This is a genomic window from Humibacter ginsengisoli (assembly GCF_054780095.1).
This window is the reverse complement of record NZ_BAAGWZ010000003.1, coordinates 1-18,302: the sequence shown is the minus strand read 5'-3', so window position 1 is coordinate 18,302 and position 18,302 is coordinate 1. Positions and strand designations below refer to the sequence as shown.

The window sequence follows — 18,302 nt, the reverse complement described above, 5'->3', positions numbered from 1 at the left end:
TTATCCGATCGCCGAACGCACGGAAGCCAGTGCCGCCTCGATCGCGCCGGAATCGGACCCGCCGCCCTGCGCGAGGTCGTCTTTGCCGCCTCCGCCGCCGCCCAGCACGGACGCCGCGCCCTTCGCGAGTGGTCCCGCCTTCACGCCCGCGTCGCGCGCCGCCTGGTTCGTTGCGACGATCACGACGGGACGCTCTCCGGCCACAGCTGCCAGCGCGACGACAGCCGCGTCCGAGCCGAGTCGTTCGCGCACCGTTGTGGCGAGCATCCGCAGATCGTCCGCGGAGCCGAGCGAGCCGGCGTTCTGCGCGACCAGACGCACGCCACCGACGCGTTCCGCCTTCTCAACGAGGGCGGGAACGCGGTCGAGCACGGCCCGTGCCTCGAAGGCCGCGATCTTCTTCTCCGCAGCCTTCAGACTCGTGATGAGGTCGTCGATGCGTTGCGGCAGCTGCTCCCGCGGAGTCTTCAACATGCCGCTCAGCTGCGAGACGATCGTGCGCTCCGCTGCGAGGTCTCGGAACGCCTCGATGCCCACCAGCGACTCCACGCGGCGGTTGGTGGACCCGACCGACGACTCGCTGATCAGATTGATCATGCCGATCTCGGAGCTCGACGACACATGCGTGCCTGCGCAGAGTTCGCGCGACCACGGACCGCCGATGTCGACGACGCGGACCACATCGCCGTACTTCTCGCCGAAGAGGGCCATTGCGCCCATAGCCCGGGCCTCGTCGAGGGGCAGCTCGCGTGTCACCACCTCGAGGTCGTCGCGGATCGCATTGTTCGAGATCTCCTCGATCTCGCTGCGCGTCTCGGCAGAAAGGCCCTGATTCCACGAGAAGTCCAGGCGCAGGTAGCCTGCCTTGTTGTACGAACCGGACTGGTGCGCGTTCGGGCCAAGCACCTGGCGAAGCGCCGCGTGGATGATGTGGGTTCCGGAGTGCGCCTGTCGCGCGCCCCTGCGGTAGTCGGCATCCACCACGCTCGTCGCGGGCGCGTCGACGCCCACCTCGCCGCGCGTCACCTGCACCGTGTGGCTGATCAGCCCCTTGACCGGCTTCTGCACGTCGAGCACCTCGAGCTCGTAGCCCGGACCGACGATGACGCCCTGGTCGGCATCCTGTCCCCCGGACTCCGCGTACAGCGCCGTTTCGGCGAGTATCACCTCGGCGAGCTGCCCTTCGGATGCCCGTGGCACGGAGACGCCGTCGACGAGGATGCCCAGCACCCGCGACTCCGTCTGCAGCTCGTTGTACCCGGTGAAGACCGTCTCGCCCCTGCCGCGCAGTTCGCTGTACACCGACAGGTCGGCCAGCTGGCGCTTCTTCGCCTTCGCGTCGGCCTTGGCCCTCGCCTTCTGCTGCGACATCAGGGAGTCGAACGCGGCACGGTCGACGGTCAGACCCGCTTCTTCCGCCATCTCCAAGGTGAGGTCGATCGGGAAGCCGTAGGTATCGTGCAGCAGGAATGCGGTGTCGCCTGCGAGCTGCGACTTGCCCGAGGCGCGCGTGTTCTCCACAGCGGTGTCGAGGATCGTCGTGCCGCTCGCGAGCGTGCGCAAGAAGGTGTCCTCTTCGGAGAACGCCAGATGAGAGATGCGGTCGTAGTCGTTCTCGACTTCGGGATAGGTCGCCTTCATCGCATCCCGTGACGCCGCGAAGAGGGTCGGGAACGTTGCCCCCTCGACGCCGAGCAGGCGCATCGCACGAACGGTGCGACGCAGAAGCCGGCGCAGGATGTATCCACGTCCCTCGTTCGACGGCGTGACGCCGTCCGACATCAGCATCAGCGCGCTGCGCACGTGATCGGCGACCACGCGCATCCGTACGTCGTCCTCGTGGTCGGCACCGTACGCCTTGCCAGACAGCTCCGCTGCGCGGTCGAGGACCGGGCGGATCTGGTCGATCTCGTAGATGTTCTCCACGCCCTGCTTGAGGAACGCGACGCGCTCGAGGCCCATGCCGGTGTCGATGTTCTTCTTGGGCAGTTCGCCGAGGATCTCGAAGTCGGTCTTGCCGGTTCCCTCACCGCGCAGGTACTGCATGAAGACGAGGTTCCAGATCTCGACATACCGGTCGTCGTCGGTGGCGGGGCCCCCGTCGACGCCGTACTCCGGACCACGATCGAAGAAGATCTCCGAGCACGGTCCGGCCGGGCCCGGCACGCCGGTCGACCAGTAGTTCGTGTCCATGCCGAGGCCCTGGATGCGCTCATCCGGCAGCCCGGCTACCTCTTTCCAGTAGCCGCGCGCCTCGTCGTCGTTTTCGAAGACCGTGACCCAGAGGTCCTTCGGATCGAATCCGAGCCCGCCCTCGGCCTCCGGCGTCGTCAGGAGCTCCCACGCGTACCGGATGGCCTCCTTCTTGAAGTAGTCGCCGAACGACCAGTTGCCGAGCATCTGGAAGAACGTGCCGTGCCTCGGGGTCTTGCCGACCTCTTCGATGTCGAGTGTGCGGATGCACTTCTGGGAGTCGGCTGCGCGGGGGTACGGCGCAGGAACCAGACCGGTGAGATAGGGGACGAACGGCACCATTCCGGCGATGGTGAAGAGCAGCGTGGGGTCGTCGCTGACGAGCGACGACGACGGCACGATCGTGTGGCCGCGCTCGGCGAAGAAGTCGAGGAATCGGCGGCGGATCTCTGCCGTTTGCATGGGGGCCGTCGACAGGGGTGCGGTCTGCATGTTTCCGTTCGTTCGGTTGGTGTGATGCGTGCTCAGGACAGGTCGGAAATGACGTCTTCCGCTTGATCGATCGCGGTGCGCAGCTCGGCCTCGCGCTTGCGGTAGCCGTCGCTGACGGCAGCGCCGAAGTCGTGGGCCTTGCGGTCCAGTTCCTCGAAGAACTGCTTGCCCTGATCGGTCTTGTTCACCTGGTGTGCGATCGCGAAGCCGGCGGCGATGCCGACGACGAACCAGAAAAAGCTCTTCATGGCGGATCTCCTAGTGGTCGTGAGCGTATTGATGATAATGAGGGCGGTCGGCGCGGCAGGGGGTCGTCAGTTCTGCGGGGCGCCGTTGTCGGCCTTGCCGCCCCGGCCGAAGCGGAACGCGGCACGCACCGCGGCACTGAACCCGGCCATCTTGATGAGCGGACCGCCGACGGTTGCGGCGAAGAGCGCCACCAGCGCCGACACATTGCCCGTGACATCCTGCACGTTGCGAGTGATCGCATCCACTCGCTTCAGCTGCATGTTGGTCTCGCGGAGCGTCTCGGTGGTCTCTTCGAGGATCGGCGTGATGCCGTCGCTGACCTCTTTGATGGAGTCGGTCGTCTGATCGAACACCTTGCCCAGCTTCACGAGCGGGACCGCCATCAGCGCGACCAGCACGGCGAAGACGCCTGCGGCGATCAGGCCCGCGATGTCTCCACCTGACACGGTGCACCATCCATTCCGTAACGGGAATATACGTGAAGGGCGGGCCGCGTGAACGACCCGCCCTCCAGCGTAGTAGGTACGACCGCCGCGTTGCCTAGAGCGGTCGCTACGCGCCTGTGTTGCTGGTGCGTAGGCTCTGCTCTTCGGCCGCTCCGCGGCTGAGTACGCGCCGCTATCGCGCTGCGTAGTACTCCACGACGAGCTGCACGTCACAGGTCACGGGGACCTCGGCGCGCTTCGGCCGGCGAACCAGGCGGGCCTGGAGCTTGTCGAGCTCGACCTCGAGGTAGGCAGGCGTCTTGGCGAGCACGTCCGCGTTGCCACCGGCGGCGGCAACCTGGAACGGCTCGGTGCCCTCGGAGCGCGCCTTCACGTGCACGAGCTGGCCCGGCTTCACGCGGAACGAGGGACGGTCGACGATGCGGCCGTCGACGAGGATGTGGCGGTGCACCACGAACTGGCGCGCCTGCGACATGGTGCGGGCGAAGCCGGCGCGCAGCACGAGGGCGTCGAGACGCATCTCGAGCAGCTCGACGAGGTTCTCACCCGTCAGGCCCTGGGTGCGGCGGGCCTCGTTGAACGCGATGCGGAGCTGCTTCTCGCGGATGCCGTACTGGGCGCGCAGGCGCTGCTTCTCACGCAGACGCACAGCGTAGTCGCTGTCGGCCTTGCGCTTGGTGCGACCGTGCTCACCGGGAGCGTACGGACGCTTCTCCATGATGCGAGCGGCCTTCGGGGTCAGGGCGACGCCCAGCGACCGCGAGAGGCGGGTCTTGCTGCGGGAACGTGATGACACGTCTTTCCTTTCGTAGTTCTTCTCGCTTGTGCTGCCTTGCGCGGTGTGGACCGCGGCAGCCATTGGCTGATCCGGCGACGCATGTCGGATCGACATGCACGGTGACCTGCCTCGGGCACGGCACCGCCATGGTCGCTTTCGCAATGGGAGGGATGGCCGGGGATGCTCGGCTAAAGAGCGCTTCCCTGTCGAAAAGGATGCCCGCAGCCGCACGGAATCCTTCTTCTCGGCCCGTCAATGGTAGCAGAGCCCTATCTGGACGTCACTTGCCCTTCGTGATGCGCCGAAGCTTCGCGAGTCTCGCGGCGATGTCCCGTTCGTTGCCGTGCTCGGTTGGCGTGTAGTAGATGGAATCCTTCAACGCGTCCGGCAGGTACTGCTGGCGCACGACGCCGAGCTCGTCGTCGTGCGGGTACAGGTAGCCCTTGCCGTGACCGAGCCGCTTTGCGCCGGGGTAGTGCGCGTCGCGCAGCGGCTTCGGAACACGACCGATCTTGCCTGCGCGAACATCCGCGATCGCGGCGTCCAGCGCCATGTAGGCCGCATTCGATTTCGGTGCTGTGGCGAGATGAACGACGGCCTGCGCCAGTGGAATGCGTCCCTCGGGCATTCCGATGTATTGCACGGCGTCGGCCGCGGCCACCGCGACACCCAGCGCTGCGGGGTCGGCCATCCCGATGTCTTCGGAGGCCAGAACGATGATGCGCCGTGCGATGAACCGTGGATCCTCCCCCGCCTCGATCATGCGGGCCAGGTAGTGCAGAGCCGCGTCCACATCCGAACCGCGCACCGACTTGATGAATGCGCTGATCACGTCGTAGTGCTCGTCGCCGTTCCGGTCGTAGCGCAGCAGCGCCCTGTCGACAGCGGATGCCACGAGCTCAGCCGTCACAACCGGTTTCGCCGGGCTCTCCCCGGTCTGTTCCTCCTCGGCTCGTTCCGCGTCCTCGCTGCCCCGTGCGTTGTCGACGGCCGAGTTGGCGGCCGCCTCCAGCGCGGTCAGCGCACGCCGTGCGTCGCCCGAAGCGAGCCGGATCAGCGTGGCGCGAGCCTCGGCGTCCACGATGACGGCGTCCTTCAACCCGCGCTCGTCGCTGACTGCACGGTCGACGAGCGTCCCGAGGTCGTCGTCGGACAGCGGCTCGAGCGTGAGCAGCAGGGACCGGGACAGAAGAGGAGAGATCACCGAGAATGACGGGTTCTCCGTCGTTGCCGCGACGAGGATGACCCAGCCGTTCTCGACGCCGGGCAGGAGGGCATCCTGTTGCGCCTTCGTGAAGCGATGGATCTCGTCGAGGAAGAGCACCGTCGACACCCCGTAGAGGTCACGGTTGGACTGGGCCTCCTCCATCACGGCACGCACGTCGCGCACCCCGGCGGTGACGGCCGACAGCTCGACGAACCGGCGTCCGGAGGAGTGGGCGATGACCTGGGCGAGCGTGGTCTTGCCCGTACCCGGCGGTCCCCACAGGATGACCGAGACCGAGCCGCGCTCCCCCGTCGTGTCACCTGCCAGGGTGACCAATGGAGAGCCGGGAGTGAGGAGGTGGCGCTGTCCTGCGATCTCGTCGAGCCGGCGAGGACGCATCCGCACGGCCAGCGGGGTGGCGCCCGCGCGCAGCCCCTGCTGTGTGCTCGGCATGCGCTCAAGGATAGAAGGTACGTCTGACGAAAGAGGCAGCCTTTGAGCGACGCAGTCGCGATAGAGGCGATTGAGGTGAGTGCCGCGCAAGCTTGCTTGCATGGCCGAACCGAGTGAGCCTTTGAGCGACGCAGTCGCGATAGAGTTCGTTTCTGGGATCGGCCCGGCCTCGGTCCCGGGCCGTCGCGGCCCCCGAACACCCTGACTCGGCGCCGCCGACGCGCCGAAGTGGAGGATGCCCGTGTCCCCGAAGAGGCAGAACGACCGTGAAGCGCGCCAGGCGCGCGAACGCCTTCGCGCGTATCAGGCACGTCAGGCAGTGCACGAGCACACCAAGAAGCGGCGCGTGCGCGACAACATCATCGCGGGAAGCGTCGTGGTCGTCGTGCTCGCGTTAGCGGTCGTGCTGCAGCTCACCTACTTCGCGGCGGGACCGGGCAAGCACGTCGCATCGCCGAAGGCATCCGCGTCGTCTACGGCGACCCCGACGCCCGCCGCGACGGGGAAGAACGAGGGCGATGTGCCGTCGAAGGCGATCGCCGACGGCCGCACCTGGACTGGGACGCTCACCATCAACGGCATCCCGCTCGGCGTCTCGCTCGACGGGGCGAAGGCGCCGCAGGCCGTGTCTTCGATGATCTCGCTCACGAAGAAGAAGTTCTTCGACGGCACGGTGTGCCACCGTCTCACTACGGGTGCGACTTTCAAGGTGCTGCAGTGCGGCGACCCGAAGGGCGACGGCACGGGCGGTCCCGGCTACAGCTTCGGCCCGATCGAGAACGCGCCCTCCGACGCCAAGTACCCCACGGGCACCATCGCGATGGCACGGCAGAGTGGCAACGCGTACAGCAACGGGAGCCAGTTCTTCATCGTCTACGGCGACACGACGATTCCGAACGACAGCGCCGGTGGATACTCCGTGATCGGCAAGATCACGAGCGGGCTCGACCAGCTCAAGGCTGACGTCACCGACAAGGGCGTGCAGGGAGGCGGCGACGACGGCAAGCCGGTCGTCAGCCCGAAGATCGATTCCTTCACGCTCGAATAACGGCCTGATTTCGACTCAGGAGTGCGCCTTCAGCGGTGCAATAGGCTTTGTAGGCAGCAACGACGGCCACCCCCGGCCGTCTTCGAACAGGTGAGGCTCGTGTCAACTACTGATCAGCACCCGTGGGGTCGTGTCGACGATGCCGGTGTGGTCTACGTGCGCACCGCGGACGGTGAACGTGTCGTCGGCGAGTATCCGGATGCGACGGCGGACGAAGCGCTCGCCTACTTCGAACGCAAGTACGCCGATCTCTCGGGGCAGGTCGGGCTGCTGGAGCAGCGGGTGCGCCGTGGCGCCCCCGCCGCCGACGTCGCGAAGGCCGTCGCGACGCTTCGCAGCGCAGTCGCCGCCGCCAACGCGGTGGGTGACCTCGCGGCCCTCGACGAACGGCTCGCCAGGCTCGGCGGCACCGTCGAGGAACTCTCCGAGCAGCAGTCGGCCGAGGCGAAGGCCGCCGTCGAGCAGGCGATCGCGGAGCGAACGGCGATCGTCGAGCAGGTCGAAGCGCTGGCCGCGGAAGACCCGGCGAAGACGCAGTGGAAGCAGGCGAGCGCACGCCTCGACGAGCTGTTCTCGGCATGGCAGAAGCACCAGCACGAGGGCCCGCGGATTCCGAAGAACGACGCCAACGAGCTGTGGAAGCGGTTCAGGGCGGCGCGCACGACGCTCGAGCGCAACCGCAAGGCGTTCTTCGCCGAGCTGGACTCCCAGCATCGGGACGTTCGCGCGCGCAAGACGGAGCTGATCGAACGCGCCGAGGCGCTCGCGCCGCTGGGGGCGGATGGGGTGCCGCAGTACCGTTCGCTGCTCGACGACTGGAAACGTGCTGGTCGCGCCGGCAAGCGGAACGACGACGCGCTCTGGGCCAGGTTCAAGGCGGCCGGTGACGTTCTCTACGCCGCGAAGGCGGAGTCCGACGCCGTCGAGAACGAGGAATACCAGCAGAACCTGGAGCAGAAACTGGCGCTTCTGGCCGAGGCCGAGCCGCTGCTGAAGGCGACCGATCGAACGGCGGCGCGCTCCGCGCTGCTGTCCATCCAGACGCGATGGGATGCGATCGGCAAGGTTCCGCGCGACCAGGTGAAGTCGGTCGAAGACCGCTTGCGCAAGGTCGAGACGGCCGTACGCAAGCTCGACGACGAGCACTGGGAGCGCAGCAACCCGGAGAAGAAGGCGCGCTCCGAGGGGCTCGCCGCACAGTTGATGGATGCCATCGCGAAGCTCGAGGAGGAACTCGAGGAGGCGAAAGCGTCCGGCGACTCCAGGGCGATCAAGCAGGCGCAGGAAGCGCTCGACGCGCGGAAGGCGTGGCTGTCCGCGCTGCGCTGAGTCGAGCGCTGGGCTGACTCCAGCGCTTCACCGAGTTCTCCACCGTTCGTCGGACGACTCCTCTTCTCCACCGATGCGCGCCTTCGGGAGGCGGCGGATGCCGGCGTAGCGCGACGATGGGAACATGGCGCACTCGATGGCATCGGTACTCTCCCCCGGAGCACTGCCTCTGGCAGAACTGCATGCCGCCAGGCTCGACGGCGAACTGTTCACGATCGACGAACGGTTCTCTCCCGTCGACGAGGTCGAGACCGCGTGGTTGCGAGCGAGAGCGTTACGGAGCGTCGCTGGAACGCGGATGATCGCAGAGCTCGACAGTGCGCTGTGGGTGCACGGGCTGTTGCCCGTCGTGCCGTCGATCCACACGATGTGCGTGCCGCGATCGGATCGCCTCAAGTTCCCGCCGTCGCCGCGTTTCGTGCTCCGCGAGATGACGCACGAACCGGGAGACACGATGGAGATCGCGGGGCTTCGGGTCACGGTGCCTGCGCGCATCCTTCACGATCTGGCGTTCGTGGAGCGCGAGGATGTCGTGGGCGCCGCACGGAGCATCCTCGGCCGCCACCCAGAGCTCGCGCGCGAATGTGCTCGACGGATCTCCGGCACGCCGAATCTGCCGGGCAAGGGCCGTGCCCTGCGCCGACTCGAGGAGTGGGACGTCTCGGACTCTCAGCCCGCACTGACGCGATATACGTCGTAGACCGCGTCGATCCTGCGCACCGCGTTGAGCACACGGTCCAGGTGGGTGGTGTCGCCCATCTCGAAGACGAACCGGCTCAGCGCCAGACGATCGCTGGAGGTCGACACCGTTGCCGAGAGGATGTTCACGTGGTGCTCGGAGAGGACTCTCGTCACGTCCGAGAGCAGCCCTGCCCGGTCGAGCGCCTCCACCTGGATCTGCACGAGGAAGACGCTCTTCGACGAGGGCGCCCACTCGACATCGATCATGCGATCCGGTTCGCGCATCAGCTCCTGCACGTTGTGGCAGTCCGCTTGGTGCACGCTCACCCCGGAGCCGCGGGTGATGAAGCCGACGATCGGGTCGCCAGGCACCGGCGTGCAGCACTTGGCCAGTTTGACCAGGATGTCCGGGGCGCCACGCACCAGCACGCCGGAATCGCTGTTGCGCAGCCTGCGCCCACGGACCCGGGCTGGCGGCGGCAGCTCGGTGACGTCGCTCTCCGTCTCGGACTGCAGCGACGCGACCACCTTCTCCAGCACGGATTGCGTGCTGACATGTCCCTCACCGATGGCGGCGTACAGGGCGGAGACGTCGTCGTACTTCATCTGCGCGGCGACCTCGCCGAGCGAGTCCTGCGTCATCAGCCGCTGCAGCGGGAGATTCTGCTTGCGCATGGCACGGGCGATGGCATCCTTGCCCTGCTCGATCGCCTCGTCGCGGCGCTCCTTCGTGAACCACTGGCGGATCTTGTTGCGCGCCCGCGGGCTCTTCACGAAGTTGAGCCAGTCCTGGCTCGGGCCGGAGTCGGGGTTCTTCGAGGTGAACACCTCGACCACATCTCCGGTCGACAGCGGCGACTCCAACGGCACGAGGCGGCCGTTCACCTTGGCACCCATGGTGCGATGCCCCACCTCGGTGTGCACGGCGTAGGCGAAGTCCACCGGGGTTGCGCCGGAGGGGAGCCCGATCACCCTGCCCTTCGGGGTGAAGACGTAGACCTCCTTGGCACCGATCTCGAATCGGAGCGAGTCGAGGAACTCGCTCGGATCCGCGGTCTCGGCCTGCCAGTCGGAGATGTGCGCGAGCCACGCCATGTCGGTGTCGACCTTGCCGATGTCGTCGGACTTGCCCCCGGCGACCCGTTCCTTGTACTTCCAATGCGCCGCCACACCGAACTCTGCGCGCTGGTGCATCTCCTCGGTGCGGATCTGGATCTCGACCGCACGGCCCTCCGGACCGATGACGGTGGTGTGCAGCGACTGGTAGAGGTTGAACTTCGGCGTGGCGACGTAGTCCTTGAACCGACCGGGCATCGGCGTCCACCTCGCGTGGATCTGCCCGAGAACGGCATAGCAGTCGCGCACCGAGTTGACGATGACACGGATGCCGACGAGGTCGTAGATCTCGTCGAACTCGCGTCCGCGAACCACCATCTTCTGGTAGATCGAGTAGTACTGTTTCGGCCTCCCGACGACCTTGCCGCGGATCTTGGCGGACTTCAGGTCGTCGTTGATGGAATCCGTCACCTGCTGCACGACGCGTTCCCGCTCGGGGGAACGCTGCTTGACGAGATTCTCGATCTCCACGTACAGCTTCGGGTACAGCACCGCGAACGAGAGGTCCTCGAGCTCCCACTTGATCGCCTGGATGCCGAGCCGGTGTGCGAGCGGAGCGTAGATCTCCAGGGTCTCGGTCGCTTTGCGGGTCGCCGTGGCCGGCGGCACAAAGCCCCAGGTGCGCGCATTGTGCAGGCGGTCGGCCAGCTTGATGATGAGCACGCGGATGTCTTTCGACATCGCCACGATCATCTTGCGCACCGTCTCGGCCTGGGCACTCTCGCCGTACTTGACCTTGTCCAGCTTGGTGACGCCGTCGACGAGCATCCCGATCTCGTCGCCGAAGTCGGCACGCAGCTCGTCGAGTGCGTAATCGGTGTCTTCGACGGTGTCGTGCAGCAACGCTGCTGCGATCGCCTTCGACCCGATGCCGAGGTCGGCCAGAATCTGGGCTACCGCGACAGGATGTGTGATGTACGGCTCGCCGCTCTGTCGCGTCTGCCCGGAGTGCGCACGCTCCGCCACGGTGTATGCACGCTCTATCAGGGCCAGGTCGGCCTTCGGGTGGTGCAGCCGCACGGTCTTCAACAGCGTGTCGACCGCACCGGCTGGCTGCTGCGCCCTGGAGAAGATCCGGGGCACGAGACGGCGCAGGGAAGCGGTCTGCTGGGTTGTCGTATCGACCATCAGCATCCCCTCCCGAATCTCATTATCGCGACTCGGTGCCGACCTCGTCGGCGGGTCCGCCCACAGCGCACGGCGGCTACCGCTCCCGCTCGGCCTCGGCGCCCACGACATCGCCGCCGGATGCCTGCCACGCCACCATCCCGCCCGCGATGTCCACGGCGGCGTATTCTGCCTCGACCAGGGCGTCGGTGACCATGCGGGAGCGCTGTCCGACGTGGCAGATCACGGCGATCTTGGTGTCGTCTGGCAGTTCGCCCTGCCGCGGGCCCAGCTCGCCGAGCGGGATGTGATGCGCCATCGGGGCGTGGCCCGAGCTCCACTCGAAGTCCTCGCGCACGTCGAGGAGCCACAGCTCGCCGGATGCGACGAGCGCGATCGCCTCGCCTGCCGTGACCGACTCCCCTGGCTCGTGCGTCACTTGGCGGGGACCACCTCGGTCACCGGCGATTTCGCCCTGGCCGCCAGGACCTTGCGGTCGTGCTTGACGATCTCCTTCTCGCCGCGACGGAAGTCCGCATAGAGCGGGGCGGCGATGAAGATGGTCGAGTAGGTGCCGATCAGGATGCCGATGAAGAGCGCGAGCGAGATGTCGCGCAACGTGTCGGCTCCGAGAACGAATGCGCCGATGAAGAGGATCGCGCCCACCGGGAGCGCTGCGACGACGGCGGTATTGATGGAGCGCACGAGGGTCTGGTTCACGGCGAGGTTCACCGACTCGGCGAACGTGTGCTTCACCGCGTCCTTGTCCTGCCTGGTGTTCTCACGGATCTTGTCGAACACCACCACCGTGTCGTACAGGGAGTAGCCGAGGATCGTGAGGAAGCCGATCATCGTGGCGGGCGTGATCTCGAACCCGACCAGCGCATAGATTCCCGCGGTGATGATCAGGTCGTGGAACAACGAGAGGATGGCTGCCGCCGACATCTTCCACGTTCGGAAGTAGAGGGCCATCGCGATGAACGCGAGCAACAGGAAGACGACCAATCCCTGGATCGCCTGCCTCGAGACATCCGCTCCCCAGCTCGGGCCGATGTAGGTGGACGCCACGTTGTTCTGCTGCACTCCGTACGCAGATCCCAGGTTGGCGGCGACCGCCTTCGTCTGGTCGGTGGTCAGCTGGTCGGTCTGCACTCGGATGCCCTGACCGCCGGTGCCGTTGGTCACGCTGACCTGCACGACGGCGTTGGGTTTGACGTCATGCACGGACTTCTCGGCCAGGGACTGATCGGTCGTCTTGACGTCGGAGACGGTGAACTGCGAGCCGCCCCGGAAGTCGATGCCGAAGTTGAATCCGCCCTTGGCGATCGGGATGATCACAGACACGACGATGAGCACGGCGGCGATGATGTACCAGATCTTGCGTTTGCCGACGAAGTCGATCGAACGCGCACCGGTGTAGAGGTCGTTTCCGAACTTCTGGAAGCGTGTGGCGGCCATCAGGACTCCTTCTCGTCCTTCTCGGTCTTGCTGCCGCCCGCGGCGACGAGTTCGGCCTGCTTGCGCTCCGCGATCGTCTGGCGTCTCGCAGCCTCGCGGCTGCTGGCCGCGCGCTTCGTCTCGCTAACGGCCGTCGAGGTGCGGAACTGTGCTGCCCCTCGGTAGACGGCGCCGAGCGCATCCGGATCAAGGCCGGACCACTTGTTGCCGCTGGCGAAGAACCGCGTGCGTGCCAGGAGTTGAAGGGTCGGGTGCGTGAACATGATGACGATCAGCACGTCAAGCACCGTCGTCACACCGAGAGTGAACGCGAAGCCCTGCACATTGCCCACCGCGAGCACATACAGGACGATGGCTGCAAGCAGGTTCGTGGACTTCGATGCGTAGATCGTGCGGCGGGCTCTCTTCCAACCCGCTTCGACAGCGGATTCGAGACTTCGCCCGTCGCGCAACTCGTCACGTATTCGCTCGAAGTACACGATGAACGAGTCGGCAGTGAAGCCGATCGCGACGATCAGACCCGCGACGCCGGCGAGCGAAAGACGATAGTCGATGCGCCACGACAGGATCGTGATCACGAGATAGGTGAGCAACGCGGCCACCACGAGCGAGGTGATCGTCACGAGTCCGAGCAACCGGTACTGGAAGAGCGTGTAGATCACCACGAGGATCAGGCCGATCGCTCCGGCGATCAGACCGCTGAGCAGCTGTGCGGACCCCAGCGTCGCCGAGATGGTGTCCGAGCTCTGCACCTTGAAGCTGACGGGCAGGGCGCCGAACTTCAGTTGGTCGGCCAGCGTCTGCGCCGAGGACTGGTTGAAGCTTCCACTGATCTGTGCCTGACCGTTGGTGATCGCGCCCTGCATGGCGGGTGCCTCGAGAACCTTGCCGTCGAGCACGAACGCGAAGCGCGCGCGGGGGTCGCTGGAGTCCTTGCTGTAGTACCCGTACAGCCGGGTGCTCACGGTTCCGAAGTCCTTGGTGCCCTGGCCGTTGAACGTGAGGTTGACGACCCACTGCCCGGTCGAGTTGCCGCTGGAGTCGGTGGCAAGACCCGCCGTCGCGTTCGTGATCTCGGAGCCTTGCACCTCGACCGGTCCGAGCAGGTACTTCGCCGTGAGGTTGTCGTCGCACGTGATGAGCGGCTTGTCGGCGGGCGCCACGTTCGTGGTGCTGTTCTTCAGCGACGAACAGGAGAAGGCGTTGTACTGCGCCTGCAGCGCCGGCGTGATCCAGGCCGTGTCGCTGCCGTTCGTGGGCTTCGCGGTCGGTGTCGACTGCAGAGTGGGAGCCGGCGACGGGTACGGCGTGCTCTTGCCGTTCGACCCCACGAACGTGTTCGTGGGCGCTCCGGTGAGTAGCACCGGGCGCAACTCCATCTTCGACGAGGACTTGATGCGGTTCAGAGTCGCCTGGTCCGGGGTGCCGGGAATGGACACCACGATGTTGTCGCTGCCCTGCGTGCTGACCTGCGCCTCGGAGACGCCCGCGGCATCGACACGCTCGCGGATGATCGAGACGGCCTGGTTGAGTTCGTCGTTGCTGATCGTCTGACCGCCCTCGAGCTGTGGCGTCAGGATGATCTCGGTTCCGCCCTCGAGGTCGAGACCGAGCTTCGGCAGCCAGGTGGCGGTGGAGAACAGCACGCCGCCGCCGAGCACGAGTCCCAGCACGACGACGATGACGCCGAGCCAGATCAGCGACCGCGAGGCACTCTTGACCGGAGACGACTTTGCCACGGAGGAACTCTTTCTATGCTCGTGCGGCGGCCATCATCGACCGCGCACGGAAGGAGGGACTATTCGTCGGTCTTCTTGGAGTCAGCCGTCTTCGACGCGGTGTCGACATCTTCGATCCGCTCCCCGAACTGCGGCTTCTCGTCACCGACCGTGGTCTCGGTCTCGACGGCGTCTGCCGGCGTCTCCTCCGCAGTCTCGGGCGTCGTCTCGACTCGGCCGATGGTCTGACGGTGCACGGTGAGGATGTGGCCCGGGCTCGTCTCGAGCTCGACCTTGTTGTGCTCCTCGTCGATGGACACGATCGTGCCGAAGACACCGAAGTTCGTCATGACCGTGGCTCCGGGAACGACCTGCTTCTGAAGCTCCGCCTGTGTCTTCTGGCGCTTGCGGCTGCTGCGGAACATGAAGAAAATGAGGGCCGCCAAGATGACGACCATGACTATGGTCAGGATGTTCTGATCCAACGTGGAACCTTCCGGAAATGAGGGGGCAATGGGAACAACCACCTCATTGGCATGGGGGCTGCAGGCTAACTAAGGATTATAGGTCATCGGTGAAGAGGGCTTGCTGCGCGCCGGCAGTGGACTTCCTCGGTATTCCCAGGTGGTCCCATGCCGCCGGCGTTGCTACCCGGCCACGCGGTGTGCGGGTGATCAGTCCGATGCGCACGAGGAACGGCTCCACCACAGATTCGATGGTGTCCGCTTCTTCCCCGACCGAGACGGCGAGCGTGTTCAGGCCGACCGGGCCTCCGTCGAAACGCATCAGGATGGCCTGCATGACGGCGCGGTCGATGCGGTCCAGGCCGAGTTCGTCGACATCGTAGAGCTCCAGCGCCGCACGCACCGCCTTGCGGTCCGCCCGCTCGCCGTGCACAAGCGCGTAGTCGCGCACGCGGCGCAGGAGGCGGTTGGCGATGCGGGGCGTGCCCCGGCAGCGGCCTGCGATCTCGGCGATGGCATCCCTGTCGATCTCGAAATCGAGGAGCACGGCGGCCCGATCGAGAACGCGTTCCAGTTCGGCGTCGTCATAGAACTCGAGATGAGCGGTGAATCCGAAGCGGTCGCGAAGCGGGTTCGGCAGCAGCCCGGACCGGGTGGTCGCGCCGACGAGCGTGAACGGCGCGAGGTCGAGCGGGATCGAGGTCGCCCCGGCACCCTTTCCGACCATGATGTCGATGCGGAAGTCTTCCATGGCGAGGTACAGCATCTCCTCGGCCGAACGCGCCATGCGATGGATCTCGTCGATGAACAGCACCTCGCCGGGCACGAGCGACGACAGCAACGCGGCGAGATCCCCGGCATGCTGGATGGCCGGACCGCTCGACATGCGCAGTGTGCGGCCGCTCTCGTGGGCGACGATCATCGCGAGCGTCGTCTTCCCGAGGCCGGGCGGCCCGGCCAGCAGGATGTGGTCGGGCGTGCGCTCCTGCATACGGGCGGCGGTGAGCAGGAGCTGCAGCTGCCCGCGCACCTTGGACTGGCCGACGAACTCTGCCAGCGACTTGGGACGCAGCGCCCCTTCGAACGCGAGCTCTGCCTCTGACTGCGCCTCGGGAGCCGTGAGATCGTCGCTCATGCTTGCTGCCTCGCGGTGGGACCGAGCCGCGACAGCGCGAGTCGCAGCAGCGACTGCACCGTATCGCGCTCCGGCTCGGGATGCTCGTCGACCAGTTCACGGACCACCTCGGTGGCGGTCTTCTCGGCCCAGCCGAGTCCGACGAGCGCGATCACAACGCTGTCGGAGACATCCGAACGCGGTATCTGAGCGACGGTCTGCACGGGCTTCGCCGGAGCGAACAGCTTGCCGGTGAGCGAGACGACGATGAGCTTCGCGGTCTTCGGCCCGATGCCGCTCACCTTGCGGAACGCGCCGTCATCGTCAGATGCGACGGCCAGTGCGATCTCGTCAGGCGACAGCGCGGCGAGCACGCCGAGCGCCGACTTGGGGCCCACTCCGGAAACGCCGATCAGCGACTCGAACACGCCGAGGTGCTCCCTGGCGGGAAAGCCGAACAGGGCGACGGACTCCTGGCGCACGACCATCGAGGTGTACACCGTGGCCTCCTCGCCGATCCGCAAGCTTCTGGCGTGATCGGGCGTGACCTGAACGGCGTATCCCACTCCCCCGACGTCGATGACGACGACGCCGTCGGATGCCTGCAGCACGGTTCCGCGAAGGGAGGAGATCACCTCGCAAGCCTATGGGCGATTGAGTCTCGGACGTTGAGGGCTGGCCCTCAACGTCCGAGCCGATTGAGTCTGTGAGCGGCGTCAGCCGCGATATTGTGGGCCGCTGACCGTCCCGACGACTTCTCCGCGGCACGCCACGCCTGCTGGGCGGGCGTCAGGGTGGACGAGCCGGCATCCGGCGCGACGAAGGGTGCGCGCCAGGCATGGCAGATGGCTATCGCGAGGGCATCCGCCGCATCCGCCGGTTTCGGAATCTGCTCGAGTCCGAGAACCTTGGCGACCATGTTCTGCACCTGGCGCTTCTCCGCCGTGCCGTAACCGGTGATCGCCGCCTTCACTTCGGTCGGCGTGTGCAGACCGACTGGCAGCCCGCGTGAAGCCGCTGCGTGCAGCGCGACGCCACTGATCTGCGCCACGCCCATCACCGTGCGCACGTTGTGCTGAGCGAAGACGCGCTCGATCGCGATCGCATCCGGCCGATGCTGGTCCATGAGGGCGGCGATGCCGTCGCCGATCGTCAGAAGCCGCCGCTCGAGCGGGGCATCCGGTGCTGTACGGATGACCGTGACTGCGACGAGCGTCGCCCGCCTGTCCGGTGCGACGTCCACGACGCCGACCCCGCAGCGAGTCAATCCTGGATCGATCCCGAGAACCCGCACCGCGTCTCCCCGCATCCGATCGCTTGCAGGCCTCGTCGCTCTACTCGTCGTCTTCGAGTTCTGCCTGAACCTCGGGGCTGAGGTCGAGGTTGGTGTAGACGTTCTGCACGTCGTCGGAGTCCTCGAGCGCGTCGATCAACCGGAACACCTTGCGCGCGGTCTCGACGTCGACCTCGACTTTCACCTGCGGCACGAACTCGACATCGGCGGAGTCGTAGTCGATTCCGGCATCTTGCAACGCAGTTCGCGTCGCGACGAGGTCGCTGGCCTCGGTCAGCACCTCGAAGCCGTCGCCCTGCGGGGTGACCTCTTCGGCGCCCGCATCGAGCACAGCGGTCAGCACGTCGTCTTCCGTCGTGCCCTCTGCGGGAACGACGATTACGCCCTTGCGGTGGAAGTTGTACGAGACCGATCCCGGATCGGCCATCGTTCCGCCGTTGCGGGTCATCGCAGTGCGCACGTCGGCCGCCGCCCGGTTCTTGTTGTCGGTGAGGCACTCGATGAGCAGCGCGACGCCGTTCGGGCCGTACCCCTCATACATGATCGTCGCGTAGTCGATGCTCTCGCCGGTCAGGCCGGCGCCGCGCTTGATGGCCCGGTCGATGTTGTCGTTGGGCACCGAGGTCTTCTTCGCCTTCTGCACAGCGTCGACCAGCGTCGGGTTGCCGGAGAGGTCGGCGCCGCCGATCTTGGCGGCCACCTCGATGTTCTTGATGAGCTTGGCGAACGACTTGGCACGGCGTGCGTCGATGACAGCCTTCTTGTGCTTCGTCGTGGCCCACTTGGAATGCCCGGACACAATGCTCCTGACGTTTCGTGAAAGATCCGATCCATTCTAGAGGCGACTGAGGCGAGAGTTGAGCGAGCTCGCTCGCTCGACCGAGCCGATGGAGCCTTTGAGTCGCGCAGCTGCGATAGAGGCGACTGAGCGAGCTCGCTCGCTCGACCGAGCCGATGGAGCCTTTGAGTCGCGCAGCTGCGATAGAGGCGACTGAGCGGTAGGGCGCCGCAGGCGGGCGCTGTGGGTGGGGAAAGTCTCTGCGGGTGGTTGCCTCTTGTTTCTTGCGGGGTGTGGGCGGATGCTGGGGTGACGTCCCTCTGAGTGGTGGAGTTTCTCAACACCGCGCGAGGTCAGCTGTTTGATTATGCCGCGGT

Annotated in this window: 17 protein-coding genes; 3 read left to right on the top strand and 14 right to left on the bottom strand. The window is 66.3% G+C overall.

Annotated elements, in window-relative coordinates; genetic code table 11:
* From alaS to ACYVI5_RS04790, 5 genes are all read right to left on the bottom strand, one after another.
* Window positions 1-2,655 carry an alanine--tRNA ligase gene (gene alaS, locus ACYVI5_RS04810; RefSeq protein ID WP_460579489.1) on the bottom strand — a complete coding sequence of 885 codons (2,655 nt, stop codon included), beginning with the start codon at window positions 2,653-2,655 and terminating at the stop codon, window positions 1-3.
* 62 nt (window positions 2,656-2,717) lie between these two features.
* A complete protein-coding gene (locus ACYVI5_RS04805; RefSeq protein ID WP_460529219.1) occupies window positions 2,718-2,933 on the bottom strand; it encodes a hypothetical protein in 216 nt (71 codons plus the stop codon).
* A 66-nt stretch (window positions 2,934-2,999) separates the two neighbouring features.
* Window positions 3,000-3,380: a DUF948 domain-containing protein gene (locus tag ACYVI5_RS04800; protein WP_460579230.1), complete on the bottom strand. Its 381-nt coding sequence runs from the start codon at window positions 3,378-3,380 to the stop codon at window positions 3,000-3,002.
* Between the two features lie 172 nt (window positions 3,381-3,552).
* Complete coding sequence (rpsD, locus tag ACYVI5_RS04795) at window positions 3,553-4,176, bottom strand: 30S ribosomal protein S4 (RefSeq protein WP_440298895.1); 624 nt, start codon at window positions 4,174-4,176, stop codon at window positions 3,553-3,555.
* Window positions 4,177-4,438: 262 nt separating this feature from the next.
* The gene (locus tag ACYVI5_RS04790) at window positions 4,439-5,818 is read right to left on the bottom strand and encodes a replication-associated recombination protein A (RefSeq protein WP_460529226.1); all 1,380 of its coding nucleotides are present in this window, start codon (window positions 5,816-5,818) and stop codon (window positions 4,439-4,441) included.
* A gap of 235 nt (window positions 5,819-6,053) precedes the next feature.
* Between ACYVI5_RS04790 and ACYVI5_RS04785 the strand changes: the two genes are divergently transcribed.
* From ACYVI5_RS04785 to ACYVI5_RS04775, 3 genes are all read left to right on the top strand, one after another.
* Window positions 6,054-6,866, top strand: coding sequence for a peptidylprolyl isomerase (locus tag ACYVI5_RS04785; RefSeq protein ID WP_460579229.1), 813 nt, complete (start codon window positions 6,054-6,056; stop codon window positions 6,864-6,866).
* A 99-nt stretch (window positions 6,867-6,965) separates the two neighbouring features.
* Window positions 6,966-8,195, top strand: coding sequence for a DUF349 domain-containing protein (locus ACYVI5_RS04780; RefSeq protein ID WP_460579228.1), 1,230 nt, complete (start codon window positions 6,966-6,968; stop codon window positions 8,193-8,195).
* A gap of 124 nt (window positions 8,196-8,319) precedes the next feature.
* Window positions 8,320-8,895, top strand: a complete 576-nt coding sequence (locus ACYVI5_RS04775) for a type IV toxin-antitoxin system AbiEi family antitoxin (RefSeq protein ID WP_460579227.1) — start codon at window positions 8,320-8,322, stop codon at window positions 8,893-8,895.
* Here ACYVI5_RS04775 and ACYVI5_RS04770 read toward each other — a convergent pair.
* From ACYVI5_RS04770 to ACYVI5_RS04730, 9 genes are all read right to left on the bottom strand, one after another.
* Window positions 8,865-11,120, bottom strand: coding sequence for a RelA/SpoT family protein (locus ACYVI5_RS04770; RefSeq protein WP_460579226.1), 2,256 nt, complete (start codon window positions 11,118-11,120; stop codon window positions 8,865-8,867). The genes ACYVI5_RS04775 and ACYVI5_RS04770 overlap by 31 nt on opposite strands.
* 76 nt (window positions 11,121-11,196) lie before the next feature.
* Complete coding sequence (locus tag ACYVI5_RS04765) at window positions 11,197-11,538, bottom strand: rhodanese-like domain-containing protein (protein WP_460579225.1); 342 nt, start codon at window positions 11,536-11,538, stop codon at window positions 11,197-11,199.
* Window positions 11,535-12,557 carry a protein translocase subunit SecF gene (gene secF / locus ACYVI5_RS04760; RefSeq protein WP_460579224.1) on the bottom strand — a complete coding sequence of 341 codons (1,023 nt, stop codon included), beginning with the start codon at window positions 12,555-12,557 and terminating at the stop codon, window positions 11,535-11,537. Before secF ends, ACYVI5_RS04765 begins: the two co-directional genes overlap by 4 nt.
* The gene (gene secD / locus ACYVI5_RS04755; protein WP_460529247.1) at window positions 12,557-14,296 is read right to left on the bottom strand and encodes a preprotein translocase subunit SecD; all 1,740 of its coding nucleotides are present in this window, start codon (window positions 14,294-14,296) and stop codon (window positions 12,557-12,559) included. The genes secF and secD overlap by 1 nt, the downstream gene beginning before the upstream one ends.
* A 59-nt stretch (window positions 14,297-14,355) precedes the next feature.
* A complete protein-coding gene (yajC, locus tag ACYVI5_RS04750; protein ID WP_460579223.1) occupies window positions 14,356-14,760 on the bottom strand; it encodes a preprotein translocase subunit YajC in 405 nt (134 codons plus the stop codon).
* A 76-nt stretch (window positions 14,761-14,836) separates the two neighbouring features.
* Window positions 14,837-15,874 carry a Holliday junction branch migration DNA helicase RuvB gene (ruvB, locus tag ACYVI5_RS04745; protein ID WP_460529253.1) on the bottom strand — a complete coding sequence of 346 codons (1,038 nt, stop codon included), beginning with the start codon at window positions 15,872-15,874 and terminating at the stop codon, window positions 14,837-14,839.
* Window positions 15,871-16,488, bottom strand: a complete 618-nt coding sequence (ruvA, locus tag ACYVI5_RS04740; protein WP_460529257.1) for a Holliday junction branch migration protein RuvA — start codon at window positions 16,486-16,488, stop codon at window positions 15,871-15,873. Before ruvA ends, ruvB begins: the two co-directional genes overlap by 4 nt.
* Before the next feature lie 47 nt (window positions 16,489-16,535).
* A complete protein-coding gene (ruvC, locus tag ACYVI5_RS04735; protein WP_460579222.1) occupies window positions 16,536-17,162 on the bottom strand; it encodes a crossover junction endodeoxyribonuclease RuvC in 627 nt (208 codons plus the stop codon).
* A gap of 25 nt (window positions 17,163-17,187) precedes the next feature.
* Window positions 17,188-17,946 carry a YebC/PmpR family DNA-binding transcriptional regulator gene (locus ACYVI5_RS04730; protein ID WP_460529263.1) on the bottom strand — a complete coding sequence of 253 codons (759 nt, stop codon included), beginning with the start codon at window positions 17,944-17,946 and terminating at the stop codon, window positions 17,188-17,190.
* Between the last annotated feature and the right edge of the window lie 356 nt (window positions 17,947-18,302).